Here is a 20336-nt window from a genome sequence, read left to right as displayed (position 1 = left end):
GGATGGTCCCGTTGTAGACCCTGGGCCAGGGGCGGCAATGCCAGCCAGAACACCTGCAAGACGAGATTTTGGCCTTAACCTGCCGGCACTCCAGCCTTTGCCGTGGCCGCCGCCTCAACCCGCTACATCCTGATCTGCTCCGGCAAGGGAGGCGTGGGCAAAACCACCCTCACCGCCAACCTGGGCATCGCACTGGCCAAGCAGGGGGCCCGCACCGCCGTCCTCGATGCCGACTTCGGGCTGCGCAACCTCGACCTGCTGCTGGGGCTGGAAAATCGCATCGTCTACACCGCCCAGGAGGTGCTTTCCGAGAGCTGCCGACTGGAGCAGGCCCTGGTGAAACACAAGCAGGAACCGAACCTGGCCCTGCTGCCCGCGGGCAACCCGCGCATGCTCGAGTGGCTCCAGCCCGAGGACATGCAGAAAATCGCGGCCATGCTCGGCGAGCACTTCGACTACGTGCTCATCGATGCCCCCGCCGGCATCGAGGGGGGGTTCAAGAACGCCATGGCGGCCGCCCGTGAAGCGATTGTGGTCACCACCCCGGAGGTGTCGGCCGTCCGCGATGCCGACCGGGTGATCGGGCTGCTCAACAGCGAAGGGGTGAAGCCCATCCAGTTGGTGCTCAACCGGGTGCGCCCCAAGATGATGGCGAACCAGGAAATGCTGGCGGTGAGTGATGTCACCGACATCCTGGCCCTGCCCCTGTTGGGCCTGGTGCTGGAAGACGAACAGGTGATCGTGAGCACCAACCGGGGTGAGCCCCTCACCCTCAACGGCAACGGCTCTCCGGCGGCCCGCGCCTACACCAATGTGGCCCGCCGCCTCCAGGGCGAAGACGTTCCCCTGATTGACCCCAGCAAGGAGCGTCAAGGAATCCGCGCCACCATCGGCCGCCTGATGCAAACCAAGCTCTTCTGAAGCCGATGACCCTGCGCGATGTGATCAACAAACTGCTGGGCCGCCAACCCGCCAGCGCCAACACCGCCAAGGAGCGGCTGCAGCTGGTGCTGGCCCACGACCGCAGCGATCTCAATCCCGAACTCCTCCAGCAGATGCGGCGCGAGATTCTGGAGGTGGTGAGCCGTTACGTCGAGATCGACCTGGAGGAGGGAGATGTGACGTTGGAAACGGAAGACCGGGTCACGGCGCTGGTGGCCAACCTGCCGATCCGGCGGGCCAAACTTCCACCTCCTCCAGCCGAAGCGGCACCGGCCCTCGAGGCCAATGCCAATTCTTGAGCCTGTCCACGCCGTGGGAACCCTGAAGCCCCACGCTTCAGCACCATGGCTCTTCCCCTTCAGGGCTGCGGACTTGACATCACCCCGGCAGAACAGCGGGTGCTCCAGGAACTGGAGCATGGACTCAGCAACAAGGCCATCGCCGCGGCGCTGATCGTGAGTCCTCGCACCGTGGAGAGCCACCTCTCGAGCCTGCTGGCCAAGACCGGCTGCCAGAACCGCACCCAACTGGTGCTCTGGGCCTTGGCCGAGCGATAAAGTTACGGAGGGTTTTGGGCCCAGGCCGGCTTAGCTCAGTGGTAGAGCAGCGCTTTTGTAAAGCGAAGGCCATCGGTTCAAATCCGTTAGCCGGCTTCCCGCAACTCCAAGCCCCAGACGCCAAGCTCCTTCGGAATCCAGGCTTGAAGACGTCATCCCCCAGTCCCAACACGGAGCCCAGTCCTGATCTGGGCTTCGAAAGCCGACGGGACGAGCTCCTCGAGCAGATCCTCACCCTGATTCCCCCCAGCGATTCGTCTGTTGCGCCTGAGTTGCGTGAGCGAATCGGCGACTGCATCGACGGATTCCTCCAACGTCAGTCGAAAGCCCAAACCCGTGAGGTATCGGTACTGCTCGCGGATATCAGGGGCTTCACCGCACTGGCAGAAACACGCAGCGCAGAAGATGTTGTCAAAATCCTGAACATCTTCTTCCGGCGGATGAATTCAATCATCCAAAAGCATGGTGGACTGATTGACAAATACATGGGGGACGCCATTCTGGCCGTCTTTGGGGTTGGTGACCAGCCCGAAGAGCATGCGCTCCGGGCCGTGACCTGTGCCATCGAGATGCAGATCGAGATGGAAGCGGTCAATGCTGAAAACAGCAGCCATGGCTATCCCGAACTCTTCATCGGCATCGGCGTCAATTCCGACATCGTCTCGGCAGGCTTGCTGGGATCAGAACTGCACTCCGAATACACCGTGATTGGCAATGGAGTCAACCTGGCGTCCCGCATTGAGTGCCACTGCCTGAGGGGTCAGGTGCTGATCAGTGCCCAGACCCTGGAGCATACCCACTCCGCATTGATTGTCGAAGCCGTCAATCGTGTCCGCGTGAAAGGCAAGGCGGAGCCGGTCGATCTCTTTGATGTCATCGGACTCGCCAAGGACCGCAGCATGACAGTGCCAAGACGGGAAATCCGCAAAAATCTGCGGGTTGAACTCTCTGCTGACCTCTCGTTTCAAGTTCTTCAGGACAAACGGGTTCTGCCAGAAATCCATCGCGCCAAGATCAGAGATCTCAGCAGCAATGGCATGTTTGCAACCAGCTTGATCGAACTCGAACGCCTCACCAACATCCGGCTGGTGATGTCACTTTCGATTCTCAGCGACATCACCTCCGAAATCTACGCCAAAATCACCAGTGTTCGTCCATTGGAAGAGGGCTTTGGCTATGGCATTGAGTTCACATCCATCGACGAAGACAGCCAGCAGTTGATCAATGATCTGGTCAACCGACTGATTTCAGGCCCCTGACACCCCGGCTCTTTGCTTGCTCCCTACCCATGACCCTGAAGCCCGACCTCCATCGTCCTGAGCGTCTTCCTCGCCACCAGCAACGCCTGCTCGGAAGCCTGCTGGGGCTGGCGGCCTTCGCTCTGCCAGTGGGGCCCATCGGAGCCTCCCTGGCCCAGGTCGTCACTCCCTCCAGCGCGGCCCCGGCGGGAACCTCATCCGCGACAACGTCATCCCCGACCCAGACCAGTTCCAAAGAGCAGGTTCTGCTCGACAAAATCCGCCAGCTCAAGGCGCCCCGCTGGAAAAGCTTCGGCAATTGTCGCTACGACTGGAGCGCCTGGCGCATCGCCGAGGGAGGCGTGCGCACCACAACCACCATCTGCGGATCCCCGGAGGTGACCAGCAAGGTGGCGGTGCACTGCGACACCCTGCGGGTGAGCCAACAATCCAGCCAGGGAACCTGGGGAGAGTGGCGCCTGCCCCTGTCCCAGGACGAATCCAAAAGCGAGGGCGGCGAAGATCTGATGGTGGCCCATCTCTGCGCCAACGCCAAGCCGATTCCCGCACCGGCCACGCCACCAGCGGCCACCCCGGCTGGAACACCCAAGCCCAGCAAACCGAAACCGGCTGCCGCGCGCCCCTAACGGTCGGCTGGCCGACCGGCCAGCAACCAGAGCCCCAGGCCCAACAGCGCCCAGGGCAGGGCCTTCAGCTCCATCAGAACAGGCAGCACATTGAGGAGCGACTCCATCAACCAATGGAAGGCCGCCGCCGCCAGAAGCACCACCAGGGCAAGGGCCGCCATGCGATTGCTCTAGATCCCTGGTGGCAGTAGAGCACCCGCCCGGAGCACCTGCCAGCCCCCTGATTCCCGCCAGGCAACCACGGTGCTGGCCTGGCCGCCGGCCACTGGCCAGGGCAGCGGAGCCAACAAGGGCACCCCCGGGAACTGCAGGGTGGCTTGCTCGGCGGTGGTGGCGGCTGGCCTCCCGGACAGGTTGGCGCTGGTGGTCGCCAGGGGACCACTGAGCCGCAACAAGGACTGGGCTTCAGCGCAGGCCGGAAGACGCAGACCCAGGCTGTCCCCACCGGGATTGAGGGCAGAAGCCACCGGTCCGCTGGCCGGCAACACCAGGGTGACGGGCCCGGGCCAGGCCCAGGCCGCCATGGCCAGCCATTCGGGTCGGGGCGGCATCCCGGTGGCCTCCAGCAACGCCTCAGCCGTGGCCGCCATCAAGATGAGGGGCTTATCCGCCGGCCGTTGCTTCAAGGACCAGAGCAGGGATGCCTGGCCAGGCGAAGCCGCCAGGGCGGGCAGGGTGTCGGTGGGAAATAGGCCCGGCGCCCCCGCCTGCAGTCGGGCGGCGAGCTCCGGAGCCGGGAGCGCGTTGGGAGAGGCAGGGGTCATCGGCTTGGCCTCAGGGTGCAGACCGGTGCAGGGGCTGGATTGGCCGCCGCCGGGCCGAGGCAAAGCGCCGCTTGCCTTCCAGATCGGCGCGACGTTGCACCTGCTCCAGCCCAGCCATCGCCAGCAGATCCAGCACGGCATCACTCTGATCGTGGTGGTGTTCCAGGACCAGCACCCCCCCCGGGGCCAGGGCGGTGGCGGCACCCTCAGCCAACAGGCGCAGGGCGTCGAGTCCGTCGCTGCCGCCATCGAGGGCGAGGGCCGGTTCATGCTCCCGAACGACCGGATCGAGATTGGCCCACACAGCGGTGGGGATGTAGGGGGGATTGCTCACCACCAGCTCCAGCTGGCCCCACCAGGCCCGCAGCGGCTCCCACCAACTGCCCGCCAACAGCTGCACCTGAGCGCCGCCGCCACCCGCCTGCTCGAGATTGAAGGCGGCCTGCCGCAGGGCCTCAGCGCTGAGGTCCACAGCCCAGCCCCGACTGCCCGGCCAGGCCCGGGCCAGCGCCAGGGCCACACAGCCCGAACCCGTGCCGAGATCAGCCCAGAGAGCCGGCCTGGGGGATGCCAGTTCCAGCGCCCACTCCACCAGGAGTTCGGTTTCCTGACGCGGAATCAACACGCCGGGGCCTACGGCGAGCTCCAAGTCGCGCCAGGGGCAGCGCCCCACCAGATACTGCAGGGGCTCATGGGTCTGGAGATGGCGTTGCCAGAGCGTCTCAATCCCTGGCAGGTCGCAGGTGAGGACCACCGGTTGATCGGGATGGAGCCGTAGCTGCTGCTGCTGCTGCCAGGACAGGCCCCCAGCCAGGTCGACCAGCCAGTCGAAATCGGTGGAGCTGCCGCCCCGGGCCAGTTGCTGCCGCCGCCAGGCCAACCACTGCTCCCCGTTCAGCCGCCTTTGCCCCATTGGACGAGGCTATAGGGGGCGCCAGCAGAGCCCAGGCTCCGCCCGCACCACCCCATTGAGCTCCAGGGCCAGCAGGCGGGGGGCCAAGGCGGAAGCGGACTGCTCCAGGGCAAGGCAGAGCTGCTCGAGCGAAGCACCATGGCCCAAGGCTGACAACAGGGCTGCATCGGAGGCCAGCGGAGCTCCAACGCCCGAGGAGGCGGGAGGATCGGCAGGAGCCAGAGGGCCTGGACCCAGCTGGCGAATCAGGTCAGCCGGGTCCAGCAGGACCGTGGCGTCCTGGGCGAGCAGGCGGTTGCTGCCAGCGGCCGAGGCCTTCCCCGCATCGGCCGGCACCACCCACAGTGGCAGCTCCTGTTGCATGGCGAGGGCCGCCGAATGGAGCGCACCGCTGCGCAGGGGGCACTCCACCACCACCACGGCCTGGGCCAGGCTCACCTGAAGGCGATTGCGGGCGGCGAAATGGCCCGGCTGCACCGACGTGCCCGGGGACAACTCACTGACCAGGAGCCCCTGGGCGGCCACCTCGGCCTGGAGCTCCCGGTGATGGCGGGGATAGACCCGCTCCAGGGGAGTACCCAACACCGCCACAGGCCGCCCGCCCCGGGCCAGACAGCCCTGATGCACAGCCCCATCAATCCCTTCGGCCAGACCACTCACCACCGGCCAGCCGGCCTGGGCCAGGGCCGCCCCGATCGCCTCCGCCATGGCGATCCCATGCCGCGAGGGGCGGCGGGTGCCCACCACCGCAATGGCCTGACGGCGGCGCAACAAGGGCCAGAGCCCCCCTCGCCCCTGCCAGTGCAAGCGCAGGGGCGGCCGCTCCAGGGCGAGCAACGCCGGGGGGAAGGCCGGATCGGCAGGCAACAGCACCCGCCGCCCACCAGCGATCTCCCGCGCCAGACGGGGCAGGGGATCGGGCCCCCAGTGGGCGCGGTAGCGCTCCAGGTGGCGGCAGGCCGCCGGACCCAGCCCCGCCAGGGCCGCAAAGGGCTCGGGGGGCGACGCCCAAGCCACGGCCAGGCTGCAGAAGCTGTCGCGGATGGCCACCAGCCGGCGGGGACCCAACCCAGGACACCCCGACCAGAGCAACCACCAGAGGCGCTGCTCCCGATCCCAGCCGCCCCCATCGGCGGCCCGCAGCAACGACCAGGGAGCAGGAGCCGATTGGGCCCCGCCACCTCGCCTCCCCCCCGACCCAGCACACACCGCCACGTGAGATTCAGTACAGATGTACTGATCCTAATCCGGGCCGCGCACCAGGGTCGCCACGGCGGCCTCCAGGTCGGCCGGCAGGCGGCGCAGCAGGCGGCGCTGGCCTGGCCCGCCGGACCCATCCACCAGCACCAGCTCCACCCGTGCCTCGGCGGCCACGCCCCCATCAGAGGCCAGGAAGCGGCTCCGCCAAGGCAACTTCACGCCTTGACGGGGCAGCACCTCACTGCAGAGCCGCACGGCCTCCCCGTGGAACAGGGCCCGCCGGTAGTCGATCACCAAACTCACCACCGGCAGCTCCAGGCCCCGGGCGGAGAGATCGCTGTAGGCCAGGCCCACCGCCGCCAGGGCCTCCACCCGCGCCTCCTCGAGCCAGGCTACGTAGGCGCCGTGCCACATCACCCCGGCATGGTCGGTGTGCTGGGGCAGCACCCGGCGCTCCAGCAGCCACCCGCCTGGATGGCTCGGCATGATCACGGTCTGCATGGCGGATGGATGAGGGCCACGGATCAGCCATAGGCTGCCCGAGAGCCTGCTTCATCCAGTCGTTCCTGTGTTTCGCAACGTTTTGATCGCCGATTCCGGCAAGGGCCATGTGGAAGAGATGGTGCGCATGCTGCGCGACATCCCCGCCGTGCGCCAGGCCCGCATCAACCTGCTGCACGTGGTGCCGGAGCAGGCCGGCGAAAGCTTCACCGAGCACTCCCAGAGAGCAGCGGCGATCGCGGCAGAAGCCGTGCAGCGCCTGGGTCTGAACCCCAGCGAGGTGAACACGATCATTCGCCAGGGTGACGCCAAGCAAACGGTGCTGAAGGTGGCCGACGAGCTCAACAGCGACCTGATCGTGATGGGCTCCCGTGGCATGAGCCGGCTGCAGGCCATCCTCAGCAACAGCGCCAGCCAGTACGTCTTCCAGCTGTCAACCCGGCCGATGCTGCTGGTGCGCGACGACCTCTACATCCGCCACATCAATCGGGTGATGGTGACCCTTGACGGCACCGGCGTCGGCGATGACGCCCTCAAGCTGGCCTGCGAACTGGTGCGCGAGATCCCCGGGGGCAGCCTGACCGGGGTGCATGTCAGCCGACAGGACATCACCCCCTCCCGCGGGGGCAAATCCCCCGCCGATGAGGTGCTGGAGAAGGCCACCCAACGGGCCCGGGGCTACGGCGTGGAGCTGAAAGCGCTCCATCGCAGCGGTGACGTGGGCCGCACCGTGTGTGCTGCCGCCGACGAACTCAAGGCCGACCTGCTGGTGATCGCCTCCCAGGACCGACGCCCCGTTGTGGCCCGGGGTCTGGTGGACATTGACCGCTTGCTGGGCAGCTCGGTGAGTGACTACATCCGGGTCCATGCCCCGGCACCGGTGCTGCTGGTGCGCGAACCCGAGGGGCGCCGCTAGGCCCCCCGGCCTTCGGGGCTCAGCCCCCCTGACGGCTGTTGGTCTGGATGTACAGGATGATCAGAAAGACCGCGGGAACCAGAACGAACAGCAGGCTGGCGACAAAGCCGAGATCGTTGGTTTCCATGGCCGTTGGGGAAGTGCTGGGAGGGTATCACCGCCAAATGGGCGGATTTCAGGGGGCTTCATCGCTCGTTGCGGTTGGCTCCTCAAGGGAACCCTCCCCGTCTTCCCCGTCATCACCCTCCTCCTCCGGAGGGGCCGGCCAGGCGGTGGGCCCCGGGGGCAAGGGTTGGGCCTGGGCAGCCGTCACCAAGGCCTCCTGATCAGCCATGCCCACCTGGGGGCGGGTCAACACCAGCAGCGACTCCTGCACCATGGCCTGACAGGCCAGGCGCCAGTTTTGGGGCCTGCGGCGCAACTTCTGGTCCTCCACCCCGGTGCGGCCGCTCAACGCCTGGCTGCCACTGCCTTCAGGAATGGCCACGAAACAGGTGATGCACTGACCGCAGCCGCCGCAGTTGCCCAGGGTTCCCTTGAGTCCGTAGAGCTGAATGCCCTCCCGCAGGGCCACCTCGCGCAGGTTCTCGCCGGGGTAACACTCCACGTCCCGTCCCTCGCGCACAAACCGGATCACGGGCATGGAGGCCTCCCTCATGAGACCCCCATTGTGAGCCAGGCCGTTGCGGTCCGTTACCTGGACCGCACGGCGGCCGGAGCGCCCCTTACGATCGCCCAACCCACCCAGAACTACCCCCCATGGGATTGCCCTGGTATCGGGTGCACACGGTCGTCATCAACGACCCGGGCCGACTGCTCGCCGTGCACCTCATGCACACCGCTCTGGTTGCCGGCTGGGCCGGCTCCATGGCGCTTTATGAGCTCGCCATCTTTGATCCGTCCGACCCGGTGCTCAACCCGATGTGGCGCCAGGGCATGTTTGTCATGCCCTTCATGGCACGCCTTGGGGTGACCGGCAGCTGGGGCGGCTGGAGCATCACCGGAGAGACCGGGGTGGATCCCGGCTTCTGGAGCTTTGAAGGTGTGGCTGCCGCCCACATCATTTTCAGTGGCCTGCTCTTCCTAGCCGCCATTTGGCACTGGACCTACTGGGATCTGGAGATCTGGCAGGACCCCCGCACCGGTGAACCGGCGCTCGACCTGCCCAAGATCTTCGGCATTCACCTGCTGCTCGCTGGCCTCGGCTGCTTCGGTTTCGGAGCCTTTCACCTCACAGGCGTCTTCGGACCTGGCATGTGGGTCAGCGATCCCTACGGCATTACTGGGCACCTAGAGCCTGTTCAACCCTCCTGGGGGCCTGAAGGCTTCAACCCCTTTAACCCCGGCGGCATCGTGGCCCACCACATTGCTGCCGGCATCGTCGGCATCATTGCCGGCATTTTCCACATCACCACCCGCCCGCCCGAGCGCCTCTACAAGGCCCTCCGCATGGGCAACATCGAAACGGTGCTGGCCTCGGCCATCGCGGCCGTGTTCTTTGCGGCCTTCATCGTGGCCGGCACCATGTGGTACGGCGCCGCCGCCACCCCCGTGGAATTGTTTGGCCCCACCCGCTATCAGTGGGACCAGGGCTACTTCAAAGCCGAAATCAATCGCCGCGTGCAGACGGCCCTCGACAACGGTGCCACCAAGGAACAGGCCTACGCCTCCATTCCTGAAAAGCTGGCCTTCTACGACTACGTGGGCAACAGCCCGGCCAAGGGTGGTCTGTTCCGCGTCGGTCCGATGGTGAATGGCGATGGCCTGCCCACGGGCTGGCTCGGCCACATCAGCTTCACGGACAAGGACGGTCGCGATCTGGAAGTGCGCCGCCTGCCCAACTTCTTCGAGAACTTCCCTGTGGTTCTCCAGGACCAAGAGGGCATTGTTCGGGCCGACATCCCCTTCCGCCGGGCTGAAGCCAAGTACTCCTTCGAACAGACCGGTGTGACCGCCACCGTCTATGGCGGCGCCCTCAACGGCCAGACGTTCACCGACCCGGCCGACGTCAAGCGGCTTGCCCGCAAGGCCCAGCTGGGCGAAGCGTTCGAATTCGACCGGGAGACGTATCACTCCGACGGCACCTTCCGCAGCTCACCCCGCGGCTGGTTCACCTTCGGTCACGCCACCTTCGCCCTGCTCTTCTTCTTTGGCCACATCTGGCACGGTGCCCGCACCCTCTACCGCGATGTGTTCGCCGGCATCGACCCCGACCTGGGCGAGCAGGTGGAGTTCGGCCTCTTCCAGAAGCTGGGCGACAAGTCGACCCGCCGCCTGCCCGAGGGCTATGTGCCCCCGGCTGGCGCCCCCCTCAGCTGACCGCCAGACCCTTCGAGGACATCCATGGAAAGCTTCGCTTACATCCTGATCCTGGCTCTGGCCATTTCCACGCTGTTTTTCGCCATCGCCTTCCGCGATCCCCCGAAAATCGGCAAATAACCAGACCCCTGTACAGCCCCTGCTTCGGCAGGGGCTTTTTTGTTGGTTTAGTGGCTCGAGAGGACAACCATGGCAGCCCTTTCCAAACGAAAAAGTGCTGTCTACACTTGAGAACACCCACCCGGACGTTCGGGGATGCAATGCCCCTCCTGCCAACACACCGATAGTCGGGTGCTCGAGTCGCGGGCGGCCGACAGCGGTCGCAGCGTGCGCAGACGGCGTGAGTGCCTCAACTGCGAATTCCGGTTCACCACCTACGAGCGGGTGGAAACGGTGCCGATCACGGTGGTGAAGCGCAACTCCACCCGGGAAACCTTCAACCGCGCCAAGTTGCTGCACGGCGTCCTGCGAGCCTGCGAAAAGACAGGCCTGGAGCCCTCCAGGCTGGAGGCGGTGGTGGATGAAATCGAGCTGCAGCTGCAGCAACGCAGCGGCCGCGAAGTGACCAGCGGCGAAATCGGTGAGCTGGTGCTGCAGCAACTGAGCGAGATGAGTGAAGTGGCCTACGTGCGCTTCGCTTCGGTGTACCGCCAGTTCCAGGGCGTGAGTGACTTCGTCGCCACCCTCGAGGGCCTGCACAAGCGAGGCGGCGGTCGCCTGCGGGAGAAGCCCAGCCTCGCGGCCATCGGCTGAAGGCCACCCCAGCGCTGAGAGTCACCAGCCAGTCACGTTGGTACAGTGATCGACTGCGCTCGGTCTGCTGGCGGGCAGACCGTTCCTTCCTTCGCACTGCCACCGGCAGGCCGCCATCTCTCCATGACCGTGACCCCTTCCGAGACCACCGCTGAGGTGCTCAGCAGCCCTGACGCCCTCGGTGCAGCCACCGATCTCGATCTTGCCGCTGACGCCGGCGACGATCTGGACCTGGCCATTCCGGAAGAGGTTCCCACCGCCGACGACCCCAGCAGCCGCGCCACGACCCGCAGCGACGTCGACGGCGTCGGATTCACGCTCGATGAGTTCGCGTCACTGCTGAGCAAGTACGACTACAACTTCAAGCCCGGTGACGTGGTCAACGGCACCGTGTTTGCCCTCGAGTCGAAGGGCGCCATGATTGACATCGGCGCCAAAACCGCCGCCTTCATGCCCCTCCAGGAGGTGTCGATCAACCGGGTCGAGGGCCTGAGCGACGTGCTCCAGCCCGGCGAAATCCGGGAGTTCTTCATCATGAGTGAGGAGAACGAGGACGGCCAGCTCTCGCTCTCCATCCGCCGCATCGAATACCAGCGAGCCTGGGAGCGGGTGCGCCAGCTGCAGAAGGAAGACGCCACCATCTACAGCGAAGTGTTTGCCACCAACCGCGGTGGTGCCCTGGTGCGGGTGGAAGGTCTGCGCGGCTTCATCCCCGGCAGCCACATCAGCACCCGCAAGGCCAAGGAAGAGCTGGTAGCCGATTTCCTGCCGCTCAAGTTCCTGGAGGTGGACGAAGAGCGCAACCGCCTGGTGCTCAGCCATCGCCGCGCCCTGGTGGAGCGCAAGATGAACCGGCTCGAGGTGGGCGAAGTGGTGCTCGGCACCGTGCGGGGCATCAAGCCCTATGGCGCCTTCATCGACATCGGTGGGGTCAGCGGCCTGCTGCACATCTCCGAAATCAGCCATGAGCACATCGAGACGCCCCACACGGTGCTCAATGTGAACGATCAGATGAAGGTGATGATCATCGATCTCGACGCCGAGCGGGGCCGGATCTCCCTGTCCACCAAAGCCCTCGAGCCCGAGCCCGGCGACATGCTCACCGATCCCCAGAAGGTGTTCGAGAAGGCCGAAGAGATGGCTGCCCGCTACAAGCAGATGCTGCTGGAGCAGGCCGAGGACAACGAGCCGATGGGTGTCACCCTCGACTGAGGGCCCTGCCTCCCGGATGCACCGATGGCACACCTGCTGCTGCGGGGCCAAATCCTGGCCGATGCCAACGGCCATCCCCACCGGATCGACGCGGTGCTGTTCGACAAGGACGGCACCCTCTCGATCAGTGAGCCCATGCTCCACGCCCTGGCCTCGGCCAGGGTTTTTCATGCCCGCACCTTGCTGCAGCAGCGGCACCCGGAGCTGCCGGCCGGCAGGGGCGACGAGCTGGCCGACCTGCTGCAGCGGGCCTATGGCCTGACGCCACAGGCCATCCATCCGGCCGGCGCCACGGCTGTGGGCTCCCGAACCCACAACCTGATCTCCACCGCCACGGCCCTAGCCCAGGTGGGATTGGGCTGGCCAGAGGCGCTCGACCTGAGCGAAGCCACCTTTGCCGCCACCGATGGCCTGCATGGGCAAGGCAGCCAGCGGCGTCCCATGGCCACCGAGGGGTTGCACGATCTGGTGGAGGCCCTCGACGCCGCCGCCGTGGCCTGCGCCGTGATCAGCAACGATGACCGGGCCGGCATCGCGGCCTTTCTGGCCAGCCAGGACCTCAGCGGCCGTTTCCAGGCCTGCTGGAGTGCCGACCACAGCCCCCGCAAACCGGACCCGGCCGCGGTGCATGCCCTCTGCAGCGCCCTTGGGGTGGCCGTGCAGCGATGCGCCCTGATCGGAGATGCCAACAGCGACCTGCGCATGGCCCAGCAAGCCGGGGTGCCCGTGGTGCTCGGCTATGGGGCGGGCTGGAGCACCCCCCCTCCCCTCGATCCCTGCTTCCCCTGCCTCAGCCACTGGCGTGAGCTGGAGGTGCGCACCGCCGCCGCATAGGCTGTCCTCACGCTGCATTGGGCTGGATGAGCCGCTACGTCTTCACCTCGGAGTCGGTGACCGAAGGGCACCCCGACAAGATCTGTGACCAGGTGAGCGATGCGGTGCTGGATGCCCTGCTGGCCCAGGACCCCGCCTCGCGGGTGGCCTGCGAAACCGTGGTGAACACGGGCCTGTGCCTGATCACCGGTGAGGTCACCACCACCGCCCGGGTGGACTTCAACACCCTGGTGCGGGGCGTGATCAACCAGATCGGCTACTCCGGCGCCCGCGCTGGCGGATTCGACGCCAACAGCTGCGCCGTGCTGGTGGCCCTCGATCAGCAGTCGCCCGACATTGCCCAGGGGGTGAACGAAGCCGACGACCACGACGGCGACCCCCTGGATCTGGTGGGGGCCGGCGACCAGGGGATCATGTTCGGCTACGCCTGCAACGAAACCCCCGAGCTGATGCCATTGCCCATCAGCCTGGCCCACCGGCTGGCCCGGCGCCTGGCGGAAGTGCGCCACAACGGCAGCCTCGGCTATCTGCTGCCCGACGGCAAGACCCAGGTGAGTGTGGTCTATGAGAACGACGTGCCGGTGGCGATCGACACGATCCTGATTTCCACCCAGCACACCGCTGACATTGACGGCATCTCCGAAGAGAAGGCCCTGCGTGAACGCATCGCCGCCGACCTCTGGAGCCACGTGGTGGAACCCGCCACCGCCGATCTGGATCTCAAGCCCTCCAAGGAGCACACGCGATTCCTGGTGAACCCCACCGGCAAGTTCGTGGTGGGTGGCCCCCAGGGGGATGCCGGCCTCACCGGCCGCAAGATCATCGTGGACACCTACGGCGGCTACGCCCGCCACGGCGGCGGCGCCTTCTCCGGCAAGGATCCCACCAAGGTGGATCGCTCCGCCGCCTACGCCGCCCGCTACGTGGCCAAGGCCCTGGTGGCCGCCGGCCTGGCCCGGAAGGTGGAAGTGCAGCTGAGCTACGCCATCGGTGTGGCCAAGCCCGTGAGCATTCTGGTGGAGAGCTTCGGCACCGGCGCCATCAGCAACGCCGACCTCACCGCCTTGGTGCAGGAGCATTTCGACCTGCGCCCCGGCGCCATCATCGAGATCTTCGGACTGCGCAACCTGCCCCAGCAGCGGGGCGGCCGCTTCTACCAGGACGTGGCGGCCTACGGCCACTTCGGCCGCAGCGACCTCAACCTGCCCTGGGAAGACGTAGACGCCGTCGCCAAGACGCTCCAACAAGCCACGGCCGCACGCGTGGCCGTCTGACCCCACCGATCGGGCTACCGGTGGGTGGACTGGGACTGGGAATCGATCTCGGCAGCAGCGGTCTGCGCATCGCCCTAGTGGCGCCGGGTGGGCCACGCCTGGTTGAAGAGGCCAGTCCCTACCCCTGCAGCCTGGACCACCCCTGGGGCTGGGTGAGCGGGGTGGAGGCCCTCTGCACTCGGCTGCCAGAGGAGCTGCGCTGCCGGGTGGGCGCCATCGCCATCGACGGGACCTCCGGCACCCTGCTGCTCTGCCGCCCCAACGGCGAACCCGGCCCAGGCCGCCTCGGCCAAGCCCTTCCCTATCACCAAGCCTGCAGGGAGCAGGCCGCCGCTGCAGCGGCCCTGGCAGGGCGCGGCCCCGCCTGCAGCGCCAGCGGCAGCCTGGCCCGGGCCCTGCACCTGCTGGCGGCGGCATCCCAGGCCAAGGAGAGCGGGCCCTGGCTGCTGCGCCACCAGGCCGACTGGCTGATGGGCTGGCTGCTGGGCGACTGGCGCTGGGGGGAGGAGGGCAACAACCTGCGCCTGGGCTGGGACCTGCAACGCCAGGCCTGGGCTGGGACCATCGGCCAACAGGCCTGGGCGAGGGCCCTGCCGGAGGTGTGCGCCAGCGGCACCGTGCTGGGCACCCTGACGGTTGAGGTGGCAGCACGCTTGGGGCTCCCCAGGCACGCCCAGGTGGTGGCTGGCAGCACCGACGCCAATGCCGGCGTGCTGGCCGCAGAGCCCCGGGACGGTGATGGCATCACCGTGCTGGGCACCACCCTGGTGCTGAAACAGTTCAGTCCCGTGCCGATCGAAGGGGCAGGAATCAGCTGCCACCGGGTGAACGGACGCTGGCTGGTGGGGGGCGCCTCCAATGCCGGGGCCGGGATCCTGCGACGGTTCTTCCGTGACGACCAGATCGCCGCCCTGAGCCGCCAGATGGACCCCAACCAGGCCAGCGGCCTGACGCTGCGCCCCCTGCCAGCGCGCGGGGAACGCTTTCCCGTGGACGATCCAGAGCTGGAACCGGTTCTGGAGCCAAGGCCCATCAGTGATGCGCGCTATTTGCAGGCCCTGCTGGAGGGGCTCACACAAATCGAGCGGGAAGGCTGGCGGCGGCTGAAGCAGGCCGGCACGCCGCCCCTGCGCCGGGTGATCACCCTGGGGGGCGGGGCCCGCAATCCCCAATGGCGGCGGCTCCGGCAGCAGGTTCTGGGTGTTCCGGTGCTGAATCGTCCAGGCCTTTCCGCCGCCCTCGGCATGGCCAGACTGGCGGCTTCCACCCTCCTCCAACCATGAATGAACGCCTGCGCTCCGTCATCGCCATGGGGCTCTTCGTGGTGCTGGCCGGCTATGTGGGCTTCAGTGCGATCCGTCTCGGCCTGCTGCTCTGGCAGCGCTTCGGAGCCGGCTGACGCCAGAATCCGCCCAGTCCCACCGCTGTCCTGTGCCATGGCTGCCGACCCCCTCACCCCCGCCGTGAGTGATCGGATCTGCAAACACATGAACGACGACCACGCCGCAGCGGTGCTGGCCTACGCGCGCCACTACGGCGGCATCGAAGCGGCCATCGCGGCACGCATGGTGGCAGTGACCGCAGAGGCCATGGAGCTTGAGGTGGATGGCCAGCCCGTTGCCGTCGCCTTCGACCATCCCCTCCGCGACAGTGAGGATGCCCACCGCACCCTGGTGGCGATGCTGCGCAGCCTGCCCGCGTAGGGGCGTGGGACGCGGTGGGAACCCTGGAGGCAGGGCCTTCTCCCCTGCGCCATGGCGACCTCCAGCACCAGCACAACGGTCCTGATCCAGGACCTGCTGCGGTGGATGCCCCTGCATTGGCTGGCCGCACCGCCACGGCTGTCTGCCGATCTGCAGGCGGAATTGGCCCCGGGAGGGATCCACGGGCAGGGTCCGGTTCCCTGGTGGGCCGCGGGCCTCTACCAACATCGGCTCCGGCGCCAGCTGCTGCAGCTGCGCCAATGCCCCCGAGGGCCACTGATCGGAGCCATGGTTCAAAACCTGGCCGCGGGCCTGCGGGCCGAACCATGGACCCCACCACCGCTGCTGGTGCCCATCCCCAGCTGGAAAAAGCGGGCCAATCCCCTGCCAGGCCTGCTGGTGCGCTCCCTGGCCTGGCAGCTTGGCTGGCGACCGGCCCACCTGCTGAAACGCAGTCGGCCCGTGCTGGGCCAGCACCACCTGGGCCGCGACCTGCGCTGGGCCAACCAGGCCGGCGCTTTCCACGCTGTGCCGTTCCTGGAGCGGCGGGGGAACGCGCGGACCCCGGTGCTGCTGATCGACGACATCCTCACCACAGGGGCCACCGCCTGGGCTGCCGCCACGGCCCTGACGGAGCAGGGCTGGCTGGTGGTGGGGATGGCCTGCCTGGGTCGCACCCCGCCGCAGGGCCGTGATCTAAGATCGCCGGGTCGTTGATGCGACGGGCCGGGATAGCTCAGTTGGTAGAGCAGGCGATTGAAAATCGCCGTGTCCCCAGTTCAAATCTGGGTCCTGGCATGCTTGCTTCTGGTGGCGTTGACACCAGACATCCAGTCTTTACAGGCTGCAAACTCCACCCGATCGCTGCCCTGCTCCCGCTGGTGGGCGACCCTATGGTGAACCCAAGTCCACCGGAATACGCTGTGCCGCCTGGCGCGCCCAAAAGCGAGGCAGCTCTCCCGCCTGAAAAAAGGAGCCAGATCCAGGCCTTTTTCCAGGGCGACACCATTCGCCAACTGCTCGAATGCGACCAGGCCTTCATCGAGCATTGCAACCGCCTCAGCTACAAGGCTGAACCGAGCAGCGATCCCGAACTGGTGAGTCCCACCATGGGCAGGGCCCTGCTGGAGCTCGCTCTCGGCTTCTGCGAACTGGCCCATGACGGCAGCAGCGACAAAGGCCTGTACGACGCCGCCTGCACCATCAATGCGGTGGTCTGCGATCACGACGGTGATGGGCTGGGGGCCACAGACACCAAATCCCTGGCTCTTAAACGACTCTTGGGCAGTCGGGGAGGGATGACCGTGGCCCAGACCATCACCCGCGTGTTGGTCAAAGTGGACCAGCTCGACCCATGGGGCGAGAGCCATCTCAGCGACATCTGGCGGTCGCTCATCCACCAGTACTGCCGGATCCTCGGGAACGAAAGCAGCCTGCCGATCCCTGCGGAGAACCAGCCGGCCCTGATCGAACGCTTGCTGCAGAACCTATTCGGCTCCTGATCGGCTCCGGCACGGATCTGCCCCAGTGCTAGGACTCGCCCATCCCGGTCGATCCTTGGGGTCCCGGGCGCGACCCCGAATCGATGCGCGAGCTACCCGAAGCCTCCAACCGGCTGTTCAACAACGCCGACAGCTTTGCCCAGGCCTTTGATGACGCCTGGAAACAGCACGAAGAGCGCGACCCGCACCATGGCCTCGACCCCGGGGCCAAAGTCGACCTGATGCTGGAGCGTCTCGCCGACCATCCCTTCCTCCAAAACGAGCCGGATCTGGCCCGGCAAGTGGCCGGATTCCGACTCAGGCTGCTGGGGCTGGCAGGCCCGAGCCGGTAACGTCAGGCGCGCAGGTGACGTCTGGCGCGATGGTGAGCTCCCTGGAGCGGTTGGTGCGGATGCTGAGCGGGGGCTTCAGCAACCAGGAGCAGGCCTTTGAAAACCCACCGCTCTACGCCCACATCCTGGTGAAATTCCGCCCCCTGCCGCAGCTGGCAGCCGGCTCCCTGCTGCTGGAGCAGAGCTATGCCATCAATCCCGCAGCGCCCTATCGGATCCGGGTGCTGCGGGCCGAACGTCAGGGCGACCAACTGATCATTCACAACCAGGCCCTGGTGAATGACCAGCGCTTCTGGGGCGCCGTGGACGATGCCCAACTGCGCAACCAGATCCAGCCAGACGATCTGCGCCCTCTGGAGGGTTGCGCCTATGTGGTGAAAGAAGAGGGCGACGGTTTTGTGGGCGAAGTCGAGCCCGGCTGCCGCTGCCTGGTGGAGCGCAAAGGGGCCACGTCGTACCTCGTGAGCCGGCTGGAGCTCAACCGCGATGGCATGAAAACCATCGACCGGGGCCATGACCCGGTGACCCACGAGCATCTCTGGGGATCGCTGCCCGGGCCATTTGAATTTGCCCGCACCGACGACTACAGCAACGAGATCCCCGAGAGCTGGGCAGAGCTGCTCAGCCGCTGAGGCTCAGGCGCTCAGCTCATCCAGGAACGGCTGATCCTCAGGGAAGAGCTGCTCCTCCTCCTCGAGGAACGCCTCCTCCGTCAGGGTGTCGTGGAGGAAGGTGTCTTGGTGGGCATGGGGATCGGGGGTTGCCGCCGGGCTGACCACGGGGTGGAGGTGGCGGGCCGCGCTGGGGCTCTCCAGCCCGCTGAGCAGACCCTCCAAGCGAGCGAGCCGGTCTTCCGTATCTCCCAGCCGCAGCTCGGTGTCCTCCGCCATGTCGCCCAAGGCTCCGCCCTGGGCCTCCAGCAGCGACTGGACCTTCAGCTCCTGGGCCGCGAGGCGCTCCTCCAGCTCCAGCAGGCGAAAGGTGAGGGTTTCAGCCACCTCGGAAAGGGTCTGCAGCTGGTCAGCCAGCCGCTGGGTGCAGTCTGCGACCTTCAGCTCAACAGCCATGGCCTATGCCGGCGGATTGGGCGGATGGTATCGGCGCTGCAGCGAGGCGCCAGCGCCAGGTTTGTAACGATTGTGAAAGCCTTGTGTTCCAGTCAAAACAGACCCATAGGATCCCGGTTGCAGCGTTTGGTTGAGTTTTCTCCCTTGCTGCCACAGCCCTGAATCGCCCCTGGCCCGCACGCCCATGACACTCGCCAACGCTGCCTACCTGGGCATCGAGCGTTTTGCCAACGACCGCAACAAGGAAAACTGGACCAACGCCACCGAAAATGACAAGGCTGCCCTGATCCGTGCGGTCTACAAGCAGGTTCTGGGTAACCAGTACGTCATGGCCAGCGAGCGGCTGGAAGGCCCCGAATCCCTGTTCAAGCGCGGCTACCTGAGCGTGCGGGAATTCGTGCGGCAAGTCGCCAAGAGCGGGCTCTACAAGGCGAAGTTCTTCGAGAACTGCAACGCCTATCGCTTCATCGAGCTCAACTTCAAGCACCTGCTCGGACGCGCTCCCCAGAACAAGGCGGAGATGCTCCACCACTTCACGATCCTGCAGGAGCAGGGCTACGACGCTGAAATCGATTCCTATCTCGACAGCGCCGAATACCAGAACCGCTTCGGGGAAGAAGTGGTGCCCTACCTGCATGGCTGGGACTACAACGCCGGCCAGCAGGGCCTCCAGTTTTCCTACATGCTGCAGCTCGCCCGTGGCGTCGGTGCCTCCGTGCGCGGTGACGCCCTGAAAACCCAATCGCGCCTCAACCCCGCCGTCCACGCCGAGCAGCCGATGGCAGTGGTGAGCCCCAATGCCAAGGGCTCCGTGTTCCGCAAGGTGAGCACCGATGGCGTCACCCGCCAGGGCGTGGGCGGCTCCGAAGAAGGCCGCACCTTCCGGGTGGAGATCACCGGTTTCAACAACTATCGCCTCCACAAGCGCAGCAACCGGGTGCGCTTCATCCCCTTCGACAAACTGCTCCAGTACCAGCAGCAGATCCACCGCGAAGGCGGCCGGATCGCCAGCATCACTCCGGTGAACTGAGCTCCACACCCATCCTTCCGATCGTTCGTCACCCCATGAAGGTTTCCGCAGGCACCCGAGGCACCAGCTTCAACAGTGGCCGCCAGGTCACATTCACCGTGACCGGCCTGGCCAACAACGACTACTCCCGCACCGCGGATCTGGTCATGAACGTGCCCTACACCCGCATGAACGAGACCATGCGCATGGTTCAGCGCATGGGCGGCAAGATCACCGGCGTCTCGGTCAGCGGTGGCGATCTGGAGGCCGCTCCAGCTCCGGCTCCCCGCAAGAAAACCAGCTCGAAGGCCGCCAAAGCCGCCGAGTGACGCCAGGCCATCCCCAACGGTCCAGCCCTCTGCCCTCGCCCGCCCTGGCGAGGGCTTTTTGCTGGTCACCCCAGCGCCAGTGACCGTTTATTAAGAGGCGCGCAGCCCCATGGCGACCGGTCCAACAATGGGCGGGTCAAGTTGACGACAGCCTGGGCGCAGCGTCGCGCTGCCACTGGGTCACGGGCAACCTGGCACCCTATCCACCCATCCTCCCGACTCTTCGTCGAGACCAGGAGCTCCCCAATGTTCGACGCCTTCACCAAGGTTGTTGCCCAGGCTGATGCCCGTGGCGAATTCATCAACGCTGGCCAGATCGACGCC

At 66.5% G+C, this 20336-nt stretch carries 28 protein-coding genes, 2 tRNA genes and 1 pseudogene; 23 read left to right on the top strand and 8 right to left on the bottom strand.

Annotated elements, in window-relative coordinates:
- Positions 1 to 102 precede the first annotated feature (102 nt).
- The 6 genes from minD (at position 103) to H6G16_RS12775 (ending at position 3384) form a co-directional block, all read left to right on the top strand.
- Positions 103 to 921 (top strand): septum site-determining protein MinD, encoded by an 819-nt coding sequence (gene minD, locus H6G16_RS12800; protein WP_190390721.1) that lies wholly within the window; start codon positions 103 to 105, stop codon positions 919 to 921.
- 5 nt (positions 922 to 926) lie between these two features.
- Entirely contained in the window at positions 927 to 1241 is a 315-nt protein-coding gene (gene minE, locus H6G16_RS12795) for a cell division topological specificity factor MinE (protein ID WP_190390720.1), read from the top strand.
- Between the two features lie 45 nt (positions 1242 to 1286).
- Complete coding sequence (locus tag H6G16_RS12790) at positions 1287 to 1499, top strand: helix-turn-helix transcriptional regulator (protein ID WP_190390719.1); 213 nt, start codon at positions 1287 to 1289, stop codon at positions 1497 to 1499.
- Positions 1500 to 1523: 24 nt separating this feature from the next.
- A tRNA-Thr gene (locus H6G16_RS12785) sits at positions 1524 to 1595 on the top strand.
- 47 nt (positions 1596 to 1642) lie between these two features.
- Positions 1643 to 2758, top strand: a complete 1116-nt coding sequence (locus H6G16_RS12780; RefSeq protein ID WP_190390718.1) for an adenylate/guanylate cyclase domain-containing protein — start codon at positions 1643 to 1645, stop codon at positions 2756 to 2758.
- 29 nt (positions 2759 to 2787) lie between these two features.
- The gene (locus H6G16_RS12775) at positions 2788 to 3384 is read left to right on the top strand and encodes a hypothetical protein (RefSeq protein WP_190390717.1); all 597 of its coding nucleotides are present in this window, start codon (positions 2788 to 2790) and stop codon (positions 3382 to 3384) included.
- Here H6G16_RS12775 and H6G16_RS12770 read toward each other — a convergent pair.
- The 5 genes from H6G16_RS12770 to H6G16_RS12750 all read right to left on the bottom strand — a co-directional run bounded on the left by H6G16_RS12770 (position 3381) and on the right by H6G16_RS12750 (position 6762).
- Positions 3381 to 3545, bottom strand: coding sequence for a hypothetical protein (locus H6G16_RS12770; RefSeq protein WP_190390716.1), 165 nt, complete (start codon positions 3543 to 3545; stop codon positions 3381 to 3383). The two genes, H6G16_RS12775 and H6G16_RS12770, sit on opposite strands and share 4 nt — an antisense overlap.
- Positions 3546 to 3554: 9 nt before the next feature.
- Positions 3555 to 4148, bottom strand: coding sequence for an L-threonylcarbamoyladenylate synthase (locus H6G16_RS12765; protein WP_190390715.1), 594 nt, complete (start codon positions 4146 to 4148; stop codon positions 3555 to 3557).
- Positions 4149 to 4158: 10 nt separating this feature from the next.
- Positions 4159 to 5061 (bottom strand): peptide chain release factor N(5)-glutamine methyltransferase, encoded by a 903-nt coding sequence (gene prmC / locus H6G16_RS12760; RefSeq protein WP_190390714.1) that lies wholly within the window; start codon positions 5059 to 5061, stop codon positions 4159 to 4161.
- A 9-nt stretch (positions 5062 to 5070) separates the two neighbouring features.
- On the bottom strand, positions 5071 to 6207 hold the full coding sequence (locus H6G16_RS12755) for a DNA-processing protein DprA (RefSeq protein WP_242036437.1): 1137 nt from the start codon (positions 6205 to 6207) through the stop codon (positions 5071 to 5073).
- A gap of 96 nt (positions 6208 to 6303) precedes the next feature.
- On the bottom strand, positions 6304 to 6762 hold the full coding sequence (locus tag H6G16_RS12750) for an acyl-CoA thioesterase (RefSeq protein ID WP_190390713.1): 459 nt from the start codon (positions 6760 to 6762) through the stop codon (positions 6304 to 6306).
- Between the two features lie 67 nt (positions 6763 to 6829).
- Between H6G16_RS12750 and H6G16_RS12745 the strand changes: the two genes are divergently transcribed.
- Positions 6830 to 7678 (top strand): universal stress protein, encoded by an 849-nt coding sequence (locus H6G16_RS12745; protein WP_190390712.1) that lies wholly within the window; start codon positions 6830 to 6832, stop codon positions 7676 to 7678.
- Positions 7679 to 7697: 19 nt separating this feature from the next.
- On the opposite strand, the gene psbM is transcribed toward H6G16_RS12745, so the two are convergent.
- Together psbM and H6G16_RS12735 are read right to left on the bottom strand one after the other, a co-directional pair.
- Positions 7698 to 7805 carry a photosystem II reaction center protein PsbM gene (psbM, locus tag H6G16_RS12740; protein ID WP_015109223.1) on the bottom strand — a complete coding sequence of 36 codons (108 nt, stop codon included), beginning with the start codon at positions 7803 to 7805 and terminating at the stop codon, positions 7698 to 7700.
- A 48-nt stretch (positions 7806 to 7853) separates the two neighbouring features.
- Entirely contained in the window at positions 7854 to 8321 is a 468-nt protein-coding gene (locus H6G16_RS12735; RefSeq protein ID WP_190390711.1) for a 2Fe-2S iron-sulfur cluster-binding protein, read from the bottom strand.
- Positions 8322 to 8437: 116 nt separating this feature from the next.
- On the opposite strand from H6G16_RS12735, the gene psbB reads away from it, so the two are divergent.
- From psbB to H6G16_RS12670, 13 genes are all read left to right on the top strand, one after another.
- Positions 8438 to 9997: a photosystem II chlorophyll-binding protein CP47 gene (gene psbB, locus H6G16_RS12730; RefSeq protein WP_190390710.1), complete on the top strand. Its 1560-nt coding sequence runs from the start codon at positions 8438 to 8440 to the stop codon at positions 9995 to 9997.
- Positions 9998 to 10021: 24 nt separating this feature from the next.
- The gene (locus H6G16_RS12725) at positions 10022 to 10117 is read left to right on the top strand and encodes a photosystem II reaction center protein T (protein ID WP_010314684.1); all 96 of its coding nucleotides are present in this window, start codon (positions 10022 to 10024) and stop codon (positions 10115 to 10117) included.
- Between the two features lie 135 nt (positions 10118 to 10252).
- The gene (gene nrdR, locus H6G16_RS12720; protein ID WP_190390709.1) at positions 10253 to 10750 is read left to right on the top strand and encodes a transcriptional regulator NrdR; all 498 of its coding nucleotides are present in this window, start codon (positions 10253 to 10255) and stop codon (positions 10748 to 10750) included.
- A gap of 123 nt (positions 10751 to 10873) precedes the next feature.
- A complete protein-coding gene (locus H6G16_RS12715) occupies positions 10874 to 11962 on the top strand; it encodes a 30S ribosomal protein S1 (protein WP_190390708.1) in 1089 nt (362 codons plus the stop codon).
- A gap of 24 nt (positions 11963 to 11986) precedes the next feature.
- Entirely contained in the window at positions 11987 to 12796 is an 810-nt protein-coding gene (locus H6G16_RS12710) for an HAD family hydrolase (RefSeq protein WP_190390707.1), read from the top strand.
- Positions 12797 to 12822: 26 nt separating this feature from the next.
- Positions 12823 to 14070, top strand: a complete 1248-nt coding sequence (gene metK / locus H6G16_RS12705; protein WP_190390706.1) for a methionine adenosyltransferase — start codon at positions 12823 to 12825, stop codon at positions 14068 to 14070.
- 20 nt (positions 14071 to 14090) lie between these two features.
- On the top strand, positions 14091 to 15353 hold the full coding sequence (locus H6G16_RS12700) for an FGGY-family carbohydrate kinase (protein WP_190390705.1): 1263 nt from the start codon (positions 14091 to 14093) through the stop codon (positions 15351 to 15353).
- Positions 15354 to 15506: 153 nt separating this feature from the next.
- The gene (locus tag H6G16_RS12695) at positions 15507 to 15773 is read left to right on the top strand and encodes a DUF2470 domain-containing protein (RefSeq protein WP_190390704.1); all 267 of its coding nucleotides are present in this window, start codon (positions 15507 to 15509) and stop codon (positions 15771 to 15773) included.
- Positions 15774 to 15824: 51 nt separating this feature from the next.
- Positions 15825 to 16490: a ComF family protein gene (locus H6G16_RS12690; protein ID WP_190390703.1), complete on the top strand. Its 666-nt coding sequence runs from the start codon at positions 15825 to 15827 to the stop codon at positions 16488 to 16490.
- 8 nt (positions 16491 to 16498) lie between these two features.
- A tRNA-Phe gene (locus H6G16_RS12685) sits at positions 16499 to 16571 on the top strand.
- Between the two features lie 125 nt (positions 16572 to 16696).
- On the top strand, positions 16697 to 17275 hold the full coding sequence (locus H6G16_RS12680; RefSeq protein ID WP_190390702.1) for a hypothetical protein: 579 nt from the start codon (positions 16697 to 16699) through the stop codon (positions 17273 to 17275).
- An 83-nt stretch (positions 17276 to 17358) separates the two neighbouring features.
- Positions 17359 to 17607 (top strand): hypothetical protein, encoded by a 249-nt coding sequence (locus tag H6G16_RS12675; protein ID WP_190390701.1) that lies wholly within the window; start codon positions 17359 to 17361, stop codon positions 17605 to 17607.
- Positions 17608 to 17636: 29 nt separating this feature from the next.
- Entirely contained in the window at positions 17637 to 18239 is a 603-nt protein-coding gene (locus H6G16_RS12670; protein ID WP_190390700.1) for a chromophore lyase CpcT/CpeT, read from the top strand.
- 3 nt (positions 18240 to 18242) lie between these two features.
- Here H6G16_RS12670 and H6G16_RS12665 read toward each other — a convergent pair whose 3' ends face one another.
- Entirely contained in the window at positions 18243 to 18674 is a 432-nt protein-coding gene (locus H6G16_RS12665; protein ID WP_190390699.1) for a hypothetical protein, read from the bottom strand.
- A gap of 184 nt (positions 18675 to 18858) precedes the next feature.
- Here H6G16_RS12665 and H6G16_RS12660 point away from each other — a divergent pair, with 184 nt between their 5' ends.
- The 3 genes and pseudogenes from H6G16_RS12660 to H6G16_RS12650 all read left to right on the top strand — a co-directional run.
- Entirely contained in the window at positions 18859 to 19704 is an 846-nt protein-coding gene (locus tag H6G16_RS12660; RefSeq protein WP_190390698.1) for a phycobilisome rod-core linker polypeptide, read from the top strand.
- A 35-nt stretch (positions 19705 to 19739) separates the two neighbouring features.
- Positions 19740 to 20012 (top strand): phycobilisome linker polypeptide, encoded by a 273-nt coding sequence (locus tag H6G16_RS12655; protein WP_190390697.1) that lies wholly within the window; start codon positions 19740 to 19742, stop codon positions 20010 to 20012.
- A 246-nt stretch (positions 20013 to 20258) separates the two neighbouring features.
- Positions 20259 to 20336: pseudogene (locus tag H6G16_RS12650) on the top strand (phycocyanin subunit beta); the annotation flags it as partial.

The organism is Cyanobium sp. FACHB-13342, from assembly GCF_014697415.1.
Lineage (GTDB): Bacteria > Cyanobacteriota > Cyanobacteriia > PCC-6307 > Cyanobiaceae > Cyanobium_A.
The sequence above is the reverse complement of the archived record's forward strand: the minus strand, read 5'-3'. Positions and strand labels throughout refer to the sequence as shown.